The sequence below is a fragment of the Streptomyces peucetius genome (assembly GCF_025854275.1).
GTDB classification, from domain to species: domain Bacteria; phylum Actinomycetota; class Actinomycetes; order Streptomycetales; family Streptomycetaceae; genus Streptomyces; species Streptomyces peucetius_A.
In genome coordinates this window covers 3,317,753-3,329,628 of sequence record NZ_CP107567.1, presented here as the reverse complement: position 1 = coordinate 3,329,628, position 11,876 = coordinate 3,317,753, and the positions used below count along the sequence as shown (strand labels likewise).

Below are 11,876 nucleotides of genomic sequence, written 5' to 3'. Positions count from 1 at the left end.
AGGCCCCTTTGAGCTGGTGCCCCCGGCAGGATTCGAACCTGCGACACCCGCTTTAGGAGAGCGGTGCTCTATCCCCTGAGCTACGAAGGCGAAGGCGGGGATCCGTAGGGCAATGTGTCGGAAACAGCAACGGATGCTGCCGGTCCCGGACACATCGGTCCACTGATCCGGTGGTGTGCCAGCGGTGTGGCACGCCGCCGCCAGTGTAGCGGGTGGCGTGCTCGGTGTCGGCGGCCTCGGGGTGGGGGCCGCCGACACCGGTGGGGCTACAGCAGGGCGGCGGCCCGGGTCAGGAGTTTCTCGTAGGTCTCGGGGCGGTCCTCGTCGATGACGGGGTACCCGGTGCCGAAGTCGCCGTTGACCCAGCGCGCCCGGATGCCCGGGTTGGCGCTGTCCGTGCCGTCGTGCAGGAAGAGGTGGGGGCTGCAGTCGACCCGGCCGTCACGGGCCGACTCGTACTGGGCCATGATCGCCGGGCGTGCGGTGCCGCTGTCGAAGACCTCGGCGAGCGCCGCGACGTCGACCGCGCGTGTCTCCTCGGCCACCTCGAGGATCACATGACGCTGGGAGATGCACCGGCCCTGGGCCCAGAAGGCGCGGCGCAGGGCCCGGTCGAGCTGTTCGCTGGCGTGCCAGCTCTGGGACTTGGCCGCGTGCACCGCCTCCAGGGCCGGCAGCGTCGTGACCGGGTACGTCCAGTCCGGGCCCTGCCACAGCCGCCAGCCGGCGTCCGGCTCCAGCGCGCCGAGGACCGAGATCTCCGAGTCCACGCCAGGGCGGGCGTTCACCTCCCGGTTGAACAGCTCCAGCGGGAAGGCCCTCAGGTCGAACCGGATGCGCCCGTCGAGGCCGAGACGTCGGCGGGTCTCGTGCAGCCGGTGGATGGCGACGTGCGCGAAGGAGCAGTTGAGGTCGGTGTAGACGGCGATCGTGTCGGGGGCGGCGGGCAGCCGTGGGTCGGCCTGCCCGTTCGCCTCCGCCGTTCCGCCCACAGCCGTGTCCGTCGTCGTCAGGTCGGTCATGGTGTCTCCTCCACTCGGATCAGCCCCCACCAGCCCTCACTCAGACCCCAGTGGAGGTTCCCGGTGCGGTACACGTGGTCTCCCGGATGCTGGGCGCGGAACCGCACCGTCCGGGTGCTTCCGGAGGCCAGGGCGCCGATGGTCGACACGTACCAGCCGAGGCCGGTCTCCGAGGCGTCCCACACCTGGCCGTGCACGGTGAAGCACTGGTTGCGCATCCGGTGCGAGGCGACGGCCAGGTGGACGGCGACCTGATCACCGGCGCGGCAGGTGAGCAGCGGGGTCGGCGGCTGCGGGTCGGACAGCACCGGGTCCAGGGGGTGCAGAGCCGCGCTCCGGTAGTTGTACGCCTTCTGGCCGGCGTCGTCGGGGCTGTCCGAGAACAGGTCGGTGACCGGCTGGGTCAGGTCCCCGTCGTGGTAGCGCCGCAGTCCGTCCTGGGTGACCAGGACGAGTTCCCGTACGGGTTCGGCGTCGGGACGGCGGACAACGGCCCGCTCGCCGGTCCACCGCTCCCGGCCGGTGACCGGGTCGTACGGGGTGGCGTCGGCCTCCTCCACCACGAGCACCCCGACCAGGCCGCGGCGCGGGTGGGAGATGACGTCCGCGTGGGAACGCAGCAGCACCACACCGGGCTCGGCCGCGTGCCAGCGGTAGGTGCGGGAGGCTCCGGGCTTGACCGTGGTGTCGGCGTTGCGGCCCACGTGGGCGCCGTCGTCGGTGCGTACGTCGAAGTCGAGCAGGGTGGGGTGCAGGGAGACGCGGCCGGAGACGGTCCGCGCCCCGGTGTCCGCCTCGTTCATCAGCCGCGGGTCCAGCGGACTGGCCGGCGGCGGCCCGTCCAGCTCGTTGACGAGGGTGACCTCCATCCACTCGCCGGCGCGGCAGCGCAGCACCAGCGGCCCCTCTTCCGGGCCGTCCTCCCCGTCGGCCGTGAAGACGAGGCCGTACGGGTCGGTGCGCAGCGGGCTGTACTCGACGACCTGGGCGCGGGCCCTCACGGTGTGCCGGCGGACCCGCCGGCGCGCGGGCCGCAGTGGGGCGCCGGTGGTCCGCCCGGGCAGGGGCGGCAGGTCGGTCTGCGGACGGTCGTACAGCCGCAGCAGTCCCCAACAGCCCAGCCACAGGTCGTTGCCGGCGCTGAACGACCACAGGTGGTCACCGGGCCCCAGGGTGGGGGCCAGGGCGAGTTCGGCCACGTTGGAGATGCCCAGCGTCTGCTGATTGCGCCAGGCGGTGTCCTCGCGGCCGGGCCACTCGCGCCAGCGGGCGCCGGAGAGGGTGAAACTGTGCTGGAGGTCGTGGGAGCCCTGGACGAGGTGGACGCGCAGGTCCTCGCCGGGGTATCCGCGCAGGAGCGGGGTGCCGGGGTCGCCGTGGACGGCGCTGGAGAACCAGTGGGCCGGGTCGCCGCCCCGCTCGGACAGCGGCGCGCTGCGGTAGTTCACGCCCATCGCACCCTGGTCGTCCGGCGCTCCGGGGAACGGCGGCGGATTGACCGGGCAGCCGTGATCGCCGTGGCCGTGCCTGACCATGGGCACGAAGTCGCCGATGGCCAGGACCATTTCGCGGTGCGACGCACCGTCGGCGGTCCTGATCACGGCCTGGGAGCCGTGCCGCAGTTCCTGCTCGTGGTCGTCCGGCACGACCCAGACGGCACCCTCGGGCTCCGTCATCAGCGTGCCGAACAGGCCGTGGCGCTGCCGGTGGTTGGCCAGCAGATGGTCGTGGAGGAGGACGGCGTCGAAGTCCTCGTCCACGTACCAGCGGTATGTCCAGGAGTTGTACTTGGCGTTCGCCTCTGCGCCCTGGTCGGCGGTGGTGGTCGCGGACAGGTAGTTCCAGCCCACGGCGGAGCCGTCGGAGATGAGCGGGTCGTACTTGACGAGGTGGGTGTGGAGTCCGCACTCGGGCTGGAAGGGCAGCTTCGGGTCGAAGGCGGATTCCTCCTGGGGGCCGGCCGGCAGGAGGTTGGTCAGGGCGAGTTCGAGTACCTCGCCCTTGTTGGCCCGGACGACAAGCGGCTCCAGGGTCCGCTCGCCCTCGGCCAGCTGCCGCTTGAACTCCTCGAGCCCGCCGGCCTCCTCGATCTCGTCGGCGAGGACGTAGAAGTGGGCGTTGTGGTCGTGCCAGGTCGCGGCGTGTTCGTCGGACGGGTCGCCGTGGTAGTGCACGGTGCCGTTGGTGACGACCAGGTCGTAGCGGCGGACGGGCGCGTCCGGCGGGGCGACCTTGGTGAAGGCCTCGCCGGGCTGCGGGTCCGGCACGAACGCGGCCGCCTCCAGGGCGGTGGGCTCGCGGCCCACGCCCGGCGGCTGGAGCGGGGTCCGGGGCGGCCCGGCCGACGAAGCCGACTTCGGCGTGACCCGGGTCGATCGTCCACGGGCCGGCGGCGGGCAGCTCCACGCCGTCGACGGTGCGAGTCGGTGCGGTGGTCATGTCTGTGTGCTCCTCGGGTCAGGCACCCGACTCGGTGGGCAGACCCGCCCCGACCCAGTCTTCCTTGCCCTCGTAGTACTCGTACACATTGGTGTAGCCCAGCTCGACCAGGCGGTCGGCCGCGATGCCGGAGTTGGGGCAGGGGCCGTTGGCGCAGTAGGTGGCGATCTCCGCGTCCTTGTTCGGAAGCAGCTGCGGAGCGAGCGCGTCCACCTGGTCGTGCGGCAGGTTGAGCGCCCCGGGCAGGTGCTTGTCGAGGTAGTACTCGGCCGGCAGTGCCTCGACCACCGTCACCAGGTTCTCGTCGATCTTCTTCTTCAGCTCGTCACGTGGATTCGCTGAGCCATGGAGTGGCCTCCCTCGGAATGGAAATAATCCGTGCGTCTGCACACACGTTAATAGTCCGTGCGTGCGCACGCAAGATATACTTTCCGTGTGAGAGAAGATGAGCATCGAGTCGAGGCGTGGCGAGCTCTGCTGATGGCCCACAACGCCGCCGTGCGTGCCATCGAGAGCGATGTGCAGCGCAACGGCCGCATCCCGCTGACCTGGTACGACGTACTCCTGGAGCTACGCGGGGCCGGCGAGCAGGGGCTGCGGATGCAGGAGGTCGCCGAGCGCGTGGTGCTCAGTCGGACCCGGGTGAGCCGGCTGGTCGACGAGATGGCGCGGTCCGGCCTGGTGCGGAAGCAGCCCGATCCCACGGACAAGCGCGTGACCTGGGCGGTGATCAACGACGAGGGCCGGGCCGCGCTGCGCGAGACCGCGCCGGTCTACATGCGCGGTATCCAGGAGCACTTCGCCCGGTACCTGACCGACGAGGAGACCGCCGTGATCACGGCGGCCCTGCTCCGTGTGGCACAGGCGGGCGACGACATCCGACTGGGCTGAGCCGGCTGCCGTCCCCGGCCCGTGTCCGGCGGGGTGGAGGCCGCCTTGACGGGGTCCGGGGGGCGGCATAGCGTCGCGGCGTACTGAGCAAGCGCTTGGAGAGGGCCGACCGTGCCGGACGCGTACCCCGAAGCCGCCCTCACCGCCCCCGGTGCTCCGTTCGCCGTCGTGCGTGGCGAGGGCGGCGGGCTGCTGTACGAGAACGGGCCGCGCACCCTGCGGGAGTTCGTCGAGACGACGTGGGCGTACGGGGAGCGGCCGTTCCTCGTGGCGGAGAGCCGGACGTACACGTACGGGGAGTTCTTCGCAGCCGCGTCCGCGCTCGCGTGCCGGTTCGCCGACACGTACGGGCTGCGGCCCGGGGACCGGGCGGCCGTCGCGATGCGCAACCACCCCGAGTGGCAGATCGCCTTCTGGGCGGCCCAGTTGGCGGGCCTCGTCGCCGTGCCGCTCAACGCCTGGTGGACCGAGGGCGAGCTGACGTACGCGCTGGACGACTGCACCCCGCGCATCCTGCTCGTCGACGGTGAGCGGCTGCCGCGGGTGGCCGGGTGGGCGTCGGCCCACGGCGTGCGTACGGTCGTCTTCCGGCACGACGGGGACGTGGCCGACGGCGTCGAGCGGTACGAGGACCTCGGCGCCCCCGATCCGCTCGCCGCGCCGCCCGCCGTCGAGGTCGCGGCAGAGGCGGACGCCACGATCATGTACACGTCGGGCACCACCGGCCGGCCCAAGGGCGCCGTCGCCACGCAGCTCGCCCAGGCCGGTGCGGCACAGCACCCCCGCTATCACGCCGCCGCAGCGGCACTGGCGCGTGGCGTGCTGCCCGGGCAGGGACCCGCGCCGGTCGTGCTGATGACGTTCCCGTTCTTCCACGTGGCGGCGTTCACGACGCTGTACTCGACGATGGCCGTCGGCGGCACGCTCGTACTGATGCGCAAGTGGGACGCAGAGGCGGCGCTCGCGCTGATCGAGCGGCACAGGGTCACGCACTACTCGGGTGTGCCGACGACCGCCCTCCAGCTCATCGACGCGGCGGAGCGGACCGGCGCGGGGCTGGAGACGCTCACCAACCTCAGTACGGGCGGGGCCGCCGCGCCGCCCGGTCTCGTCGCACGGCTCACGGCGAACCACGCGCACCGGATCGAGCCGCGCAACGGGTACGGGCTGACCGAGACCAGCGGCGGTGTGCTGGCGAACCACGGGGACGGCTACCGCGAGCACCCGGGCAGCGTGGGCCGGCCCGCGCCCGCCGTCGAGGTGCGCATCGCCGGGCCGGGCGGCGAGGCGCTGCCCGAGGGCGCGGTCGGCGAGCTGTGGCTGCGGGGCCAGGGCCTGGCGCGCGGTTACTGGCGGGACGAGGCGGCCACGGCGGCGGCCTTCCGGGACGGCTGGCTGCGGACCGGCGACCTCGCGACCGTGCGCGACGGCCGGGTGAGCATCGTCGACCGGATCAAGGACATGGTGGTCCGTGGCGGGGAGAACGTGTACTGCGTCGAGGTCGAGGCGGTGCTGCACGACCATCCCGACGTCGCCGACGCCGCGGTGCTCGGTGTGCCGCACCCGCTGCTCGGGGAGGAGGTCGCGGCCGTCGTCCAGCTGCGGCCCGGTGCCACGGTCACGGCGGAGGAGCTGAGGGAGCACGTCGGCGGGACGCTGGCCGCCTTCAAGGTGCCCGCCCATGTGCTGGTGCGGAACGAGCCGATGCCGCGCAATCCGACGGGCAAGATCCTCAAGAGGGTTCTGCGGGAATCGTTCGGCGACGCTCAGGACGTGCTCAGGACCGGGTGACCCGTATCCGGTAACCGCCGCCCTCCTCCTCGTCGACGACCGATATGCGCACGCCGTTCTCGCGGTCCGTGAACGACTGGCCCGGCCGGTAGGGGGCGTCGGACAGTTCCGCGTGGACGTTGGGCTGCCGGGTGCAGCCGCCGCTGTCGCCGTCGCTGTCGGAGACGGTCACCGGGCCCTGTCCGGTGTCGACGTCGGACTTCACCCGGTAGATGAGCACACCGGGTTCGCAGACGTGGTCGTCGTTGCCGGCCCGGGTGCGTACCTCCGCCGCGTAGCCGGTGTTCTCGGTCAGCGGCACGATCGCGATCTTGGAGCCGCCGCGTGCGGCGAGCGGGGTGAGCGAGTACTCCGTGGTGCCCGCTGTCGCGGCGCAGTTGACCTGACTGTTGTCGAGCCAGCCGAGCTTCCACTTGTGCCAGCCGAGCAGGTCGTTGTTGGCTCCCCAGTCCTCGGACATGATGTCCCAGTGGCCGACCGCGCCGCCGCCGTCCGCCGTGTAGAGGTCGGGCAGGCCGAAGACGTGGCCGTTCTCGTGCGGCAGGACGCGGTAGCCGGTCTCCACGTACGACCCCGAACCGTCGTCCTGGCGGCTGTAGACGAAGGACGTGTTGGCGAGCGGCACGCCGTCGGCGACCGGTGCCTGCTCGTTCCCGGAGAACGTCACCGACAGCACGGTGTCCAGCGCCGACGGCCCGGCGTTGGGGGTGACCAGGATGTTGACGAGGTCGTACGCGCCGAAGTCCACCTTCGGGTCGGCGACGCCGACCAGGTCCTCCACCAGACGCCGGTATCCGGGTTCGTACGGTGAGCCGCGCCCTATCCCGTAGGCGGCGAACGGCTTCGGCATCCGCAGCCAGTCGCTCACGGGGGCGTACGGCCGGTAGTTGAGGCGCCCGTACGAGCTGGTGGCGAACCACTGAGCGGTCTGCGGGAAGAACTCCGCGAGCCGGTCGAGGGCGGAGCCGCTGCCTTCGGCGTCCGGGAAGTCGATCATCAGGTTGAGGGCGCGGACCACGCCGGTGGAGCGGACGTAGCCGGACGGGGTGGGCAGGCCCTCGGACATCTGGACGCCGACGGCCGTCGGTATCCGGCACGGCCCGAGGCTCGCGGAGTCGGGGGCGGCGCTCGGCCCGGCCGAGGTCCGGTCCGGGACGGGGGCCGTCGAGCTGGCCGTGGTCAGCGCGGCGAGCGCGAGGGCCGCGACAGCGGCGAGTCCGCCGAGCCTGCCCCGTCCGTCGGTCCGGTGACGAGCCTGCTCCATGCGATCGCCTTCCGGTCCCCGGCAGCAGGCCGGCCCTCGCTGCGCTCTGCTCGTCAGCCTGTGTCGGGTGGTGACGGGGCGCGCGTCGGGTGGTCCGATCGTGTGGTTTTCGCAGCGGGAGGCATATGTGGCCCAGTTCACAGAAGGGCCGGGAAATAACCGGGGACCGTTTCCCCGTTTGAACCGGTGTTCCGCGAAACGGGGAAGCTGTCCCCGCTTGGGGGCCGGGTACCGGAAGGCCGGGTGCCGGGTAGGCCGAGTGCCGGAAGACCGGGCACGAGCACACCGCACGAGCAGACCGGGCACGAGCAGACCGAGTGCCGAAGACCGAGCACCAGAAGGAAGTGGAGAGCCGTGAGCATCGCCGCCACCGAGACGCGCCGCACGCCGCGCCCCCGGGCAGACGCCCTGCGCAACCGCGAGCGGATCGTGTCGGCCGCGCGCGAGATGTTCGTCGAGTTCGGGCCGGAGGTCCCGCTCGACGAGATCGCCCGCCGCGCCGGCGTCGGCAACGCCACGCTCTACCGGCACTTTCCCGACCGCGCGGTCCTCGTCCGCGACGTCGTCATCAGCGTCATGTCCCGCACCACGGAGCAGGCGGACGCGGCGGCGGCCGAGGAGGCCGATCCGTTCGCCGCGCTGCGCCGCTTCGTCCACGCGGCGGCCGACGAGCGGATCGGCGCCCTGTGCCCGATGCTGTCCGGCGCCTTCGACCACGACCACCCGGACCTGCACGCCGGGCGTCAGCACCTCGAGGAGGCCGTGCGCGGTCTCGTCGAGGCCGCGCAGTCGGCGGGCCGGATGCGCACCGACGTGGCCGTGGGCGATCTGATGGTCGCGCTCTCCCAGCTCACCCGGCCGCTGCCGGGCACCGCCTGCCCGAACATGGACCGGTTCGTCCATCGTCATCTGCAGCTGTTCCTGGACGGACTGGAGGCGCCCGCGCGCTCCGAACTGCCGGGCGCGGCCGCGACCTTGGAGGACCTCCGGACCACTTCGTGACGCCGTAGCGCCCCCGACTTCATTCCGGGGCCGCTCGGCTCCCTTGGACCTCCCTCTCCTCCTCGCCCGCACGCTTCTCACGATTCTTCGCTTCGCAGTCCTTCGACCGCTCACTCGCTTACTCGCGTACCGGCTTACTCCGTACCGACGTGACCTTCCGTTACCGATGAGGTGGCCAGACCCATGCCGAAAACAGCCGACATTTCACTCCCTGACCCGAGCCGCTGGAAAGCCCTGGTCTTCATAGCCCTCGCCCAGCTGATGGTGGTGCTCGACGCGACGATCGTGAACATCGCGCTCCCCACCGCCCAGCAGGACCTCAATATCTCCGACGCCAACCGGCAGTGGGTCATCACCGCCTACGCCCTCGCCTTCGGCGGACTGCTGCTCTTCGGTGGCCGTATCGCCGACCTGTGGGGCCGTAAGCGCACGTTCGTCGTCGGCCTGCTCGGCTTCGCCGCGGCATCCGCGCTCGGCGGCGCCGCCACCGGCGAGGCGATGATGCTCGGTGCGCGCGCCCTGCAGGGTGCGTTCGGCGCGCTGCTCGCGCCCGCCGCGCTGTCGCTGCTCGCCGTGATGTTCACCGACGCCAAGGAGCGCGCCAAGGCCTTCGGCATCTACGGTGCGATCGCCGGTGGCGGTGGCGCCGTCGGTCTGATCCTCGGCGGCTTCCTCACCGAGTACCTGAACTGGCGCTGGACCTTCTACGTCAACATCCCGTTCGCGATCGTCGCCGCCGTCGGTGCCTACCTGGTGATCCGTGAGCCGGAGGGCGCGCGCAACCGCTCCTCCCTCGACATCCCCGGTGTCGTGCTGTCGACCCTCGGCCTGGTGGCCCTCGTCTACGGCTTCACCCGCGCCGAGTCCGCCGGCTGGTCCGACGGCCTGACCGTGGGCATGTTCATCGCCTCCGCGGTGCTGCTCACCGCGTTCGTCCTCACCGAGGCGAAGGTGAAGTCGCCGCTGCTGCCGCTGCGTGTCCTGACCGAGCGCAACCGCGGCGGTGTCTACCTCTCGCTGGGCCTCGCCATCATCGCGATGTTCGGGCTCTTCCTCTTCCTGACGTTCTACCTGCAGGTCGTGAAGGACTACTCGCCCGTCATGACGGGCTTCGCCTTCCTGCCGATGATCGCGGGCATGATCACGGGCTCGACCCAGATCGGCGCCCGGCTGATGACCCGTCTGGCACCGCGTCTGCTGATGGGCCCCGGCTTCGTCCTCGCGGCGCTCGGCATGCTGCTGCTGACCCGGCTGGACGTCGACAGCTCCTACGTCGGCCTGATCCTGCCCGCGCAGCTGATGCTGGGTCTGGGCATGGGTACGGCGTTCATGCCGGCGATGTCGCTGGCCACGCACGGGGTGAACCCGGCCGACGCCGGCGTCGCCTCCGCGATGGTCAACACCTCGCAGCAGGTGGGCGGCGCGATCGGTACGGCTCTGCTCAACACCATCGCGGCCTCCGCCACGACCTCGTACGTCGCCTCGCACGCCGCCGGTGCGACCGACCCGAAGCTGCTGGAGCTCCAGGGCATGGTGCACGGCTTCTCGTCGGCCATCTGGTGGGCGGTCGGCATCCTGGCGGCCGCGGCGGCGATCGCGTTCACGTTCATCAACACCGGGCGCCCGCAGGCCGGTCCGGTCGCGGCCGGCTCGGACGACGGCACCGGTGTGGCGGACGAGGTCAAGATCCCCGTCGTCGCACACTGAGCGGTCGGGCCACGGGGCCGGGGGCGCAAGCCGCCGGAACGGCAGGTCGTACGCGCGTGAAGAAGGGCCTCGCCCGGGTACTGCACCCGGGCGAGGCCCTTGCGTGCTGCGGCCGCTGCCTTCGAAACGGCCCTCCGCGCTGCGGTCACCGTCGCTGCGGTCACCGTCAGGCAAGGCTCTCGCGTACCGGTCCCGTTCCGGCGGGGCCCGTGCGCGCCGCGGTCATCTGAGCCAGGGCAGGTCCGCGCCGGTGTCCTGGGGCTGCAGCCCCTCCGCCATGACCTGCATGATGTCGCCGAGCTGCCTGACCTGCTCGGGAGTGAGGCGGTCGAACATCACCTGCCGTACGGCTTCCACATGGCCCGGAGCGGTCCGCTCCAGGACGCCGAAGCCCTCGTCCGTCAGTACCGCGTTCTGCCCGCGCTTGTCGGAGGGGCAGTCCTCGCGCCGCACCCAGCCGTTCTTCTCGAGCCGGGCGATCGCGTGCGAGAGGCGAGAGCGGGTGATCTTGGCGTCGATGGCCAGCTCGGTCATCCGCTTGCGGCGGCGCGGTGCCTGCGAGAGCTGGACGAGCAGACCGTAGTAGATGTGCGGCATGCCCGCATCGCGCTGCAACTGGCGGTCGAGGTGGTCCTCGAGGAGGGTGGTGGCGTGGAGGTACGCGCGCCAGACGCGCTGTTCCTCGTCGCTCAGCCAGCGTGGTCCCGGACCGCCCTCACCATTGAGTGCCCTGTTCATGTATCCCACTCTACGACCCCCTCCTTGAAAGTTGAACTAAATGGAGTTAGGGTTTCACCGAGCTTGAAAGTTCAAGCAAACTTCGGGCTCTCAGCGCAGCAGACCAGGTCCAGCAGACCGGGAGCCGACCGACATGAACACCGAAAACACCGCGCGGCGTATGCCCGCCCTCTACCTCTCCCACGGCGCCCCGCCCCTGGCCGACGATCCCGTCTGGCCGGGAGAGCTCGCCGCCTGGTCCCGGTCGCTTCCCCGGCCGAAGGCCGTCCTGATGGTCTCCGCCCACTGGGAGGAGGCGCCCCTCGCGCTCGGCGCGACCCGGACCATGCCCCTGGTGTACGACTTCTGGGGCTTCCCCGAGCACTACTACCGCGTCCGCTACGACGCCCCGGGTGCCCCCGGACTGGCCGACTCGGTGCGCAAGCTGCTGCGCCGCGCCGGCATGCCGGTGCAGGACATTCCCGACCGGGGGCTCGATCACGGTGCGTACGTGCCGCTGGTGGAGATGTATCCGGACGCCGACATCCCGGTGCTGCAGATCTCCATGCCCACGCTCGACCCGCAGAAGCTGCTCGAGATCGGGCGCCGGCTCGCGCCGCTCAGGGACGAGGGCGTGCTGATCGTCGGCAGCGGCTTCTTCACGCACAACCTGGCGGCGCTGCGGCACGACGGTACGCCCGGCTGGTCGGCCGAATTCGACGACTGGGGGCAGCGCGCGCTGGCGGCCGCCGATGTGGACGCGCTGCTCGACTTCGAGAACAAGTCCCCGGCGGGCAGGCTCGCCCACCCGCGGACCGAGCACTTCGCGCCGCTGTTCGTCACACTGGGGGCGTCTGAGGCGGAGATCGGGAGCGGCCGCAGCGTCATCGACGGCTTCTGGATGGGGCTGGCGAAGCGGTCGGTGCAATTCGGCTGAGCGTCGGGGGTCCGGGGCGGCCTGGGGCCTGGACGCCTGGAGTGCTTGGGCCGCCTGGGGTGCATGGGGCGCCTGGGGGCACTTGGGTGGCGGCAGGGGCGTGCAT

The 11,876-nt window shown here is 71.5% G+C and carries 10 protein-coding genes and 1 tRNA gene; 5 read left to right on the top strand and 6 right to left on the bottom strand.

Features of this window, described 5'->3' with window-relative positions:
* Positions 1–14 precede the first annotated feature (14 nt).
* The 4 genes from OGH68_RS15130 to OGH68_RS15115 form a co-directional block, all read right to left on the bottom strand.
* Positions 15–90, bottom strand: a tRNA-Arg gene (locus OGH68_RS15130).
* A 176-nt stretch (positions 91–266) separates the two neighbouring features.
* Entirely contained in the window at positions 267–1,022 is a 756-nt protein-coding gene (locus OGH68_RS15125) for a DsbA family protein (RefSeq protein WP_264244402.1), read from the bottom strand.
* Positions 1,019–3,328, bottom strand: a complete 2,310-nt coding sequence (locus tag OGH68_RS15120; protein WP_264244401.1) for a hypothetical protein — start codon at positions 3,326–3,328, stop codon at positions 1,019–1,021. Before OGH68_RS15120 ends, OGH68_RS15125 begins: the two co-directional genes overlap by 4 nt.
* A 151-nt stretch (positions 3,329–3,479) precedes the next feature.
* Positions 3,480–3,851, bottom strand: a complete 372-nt coding sequence (locus OGH68_RS15115; RefSeq protein WP_264244400.1) for a rhodanese-like domain-containing protein — start codon at positions 3,849–3,851, stop codon at positions 3,480–3,482.
* A gap of 45 nt (positions 3,852–3,896) precedes the next feature.
* Between OGH68_RS15115 and OGH68_RS15110 the strand changes: the two genes are divergently transcribed.
* On the top strand, positions 3,897–4,352 hold the full coding sequence (locus tag OGH68_RS15110; protein WP_264244397.1) for a MarR family winged helix-turn-helix transcriptional regulator: 456 nt from the start codon (positions 3,897–3,899) through the stop codon (positions 4,350–4,352).
* 111 nt (positions 4,353–4,463) lie between these two features.
* The gene (locus OGH68_RS15105; RefSeq protein ID WP_264244395.1) at positions 4,464–6,143 is read left to right on the top strand and encodes a class I adenylate-forming enzyme family protein; all 1,680 of its coding nucleotides are present in this window, start codon (positions 4,464–4,466) and stop codon (positions 6,141–6,143) included.
* Here the strand turns inward: OGH68_RS15105 and OGH68_RS15100 are convergent.
* Positions 6,130–7,407, bottom strand: coding sequence for a M6 family metalloprotease domain-containing protein (locus OGH68_RS15100; RefSeq protein ID WP_264244393.1), 1,278 nt, complete (start codon positions 7,405–7,407; stop codon positions 6,130–6,132). The genes OGH68_RS15105 and OGH68_RS15100 overlap by 14 nt on opposite strands.
* A 354-nt stretch (positions 7,408–7,761) precedes the next feature.
* On the opposite strand from OGH68_RS15100, the gene OGH68_RS15095 reads away from it, so the two are divergent.
* The gene (locus OGH68_RS15095; protein WP_264244392.1) at positions 7,762–8,409 is read left to right on the top strand and encodes a TetR/AcrR family transcriptional regulator; all 648 of its coding nucleotides are present in this window, start codon (positions 7,762–7,764) and stop codon (positions 8,407–8,409) included.
* 183 nt (positions 8,410–8,592) lie between these two features.
* Positions 8,593–10,116 carry an MFS transporter gene (locus OGH68_RS15090; RefSeq protein ID WP_264244391.1) on the top strand — a complete coding sequence of 508 codons (1,524 nt, stop codon included), beginning with the start codon at positions 8,593–8,595 and terminating at the stop codon, positions 10,114–10,116.
* Positions 10,117–10,338: 222 nt separating this feature from the next.
* Here OGH68_RS15090 and OGH68_RS15085 read toward each other — a convergent pair whose 3' ends face one another.
* Positions 10,339–10,854, bottom strand: a complete 516-nt coding sequence (locus OGH68_RS15085) for a MarR family winged helix-turn-helix transcriptional regulator (protein WP_264244390.1) — start codon at positions 10,852–10,854, stop codon at positions 10,339–10,341.
* A gap of 133 nt (positions 10,855–10,987) precedes the next feature.
* On the opposite strand from OGH68_RS15085, the gene OGH68_RS15080 reads away from it, so the two are divergent.
* The gene (locus OGH68_RS15080; RefSeq protein ID WP_264244389.1) at positions 10,988–11,770 is read left to right on the top strand and encodes a dioxygenase; all 783 of its coding nucleotides are present in this window, start codon (positions 10,988–10,990) and stop codon (positions 11,768–11,770) included.
* Positions 11,771–11,876 lie beyond the last annotated feature (106 nt).

Bases quoted from the DNA above. Each gene is read 5' to 3' on its own strand.
- OGH68_RS15125 (WP_264244402.1), bottom strand. From the start codon at position 1,022: ATGACCGACCTGACGACGACGGACACGGCTGTGGGCGGAACGGCGGAG.
- OGH68_RS15090 (WP_264244391.1), top strand. From the start codon at position 8,593: ATGCCGAAAACAGCCGACATTTCACTCCCTGACCCGAGCCGCTGGAAA.
- OGH68_RS15100 (WP_264244393.1), bottom strand. From the start codon at position 7,407: ATGGAGCAGGCTCGTCACCGGACCGACGGACGGGGCAGGCTCGGCGGA.
- OGH68_RS15085 (WP_264244390.1), bottom strand. From the start codon at position 10,854: ATGAACAGGGCACTCAATGGTGAGGGCGGTCCGGGACCACGCTGGCTG.
- OGH68_RS15080 (WP_264244389.1), top strand. From the start codon at position 10,988: ATGAACACCGAAAACACCGCGCGGCGTATGCCCGCCCTCTACCTCTCC.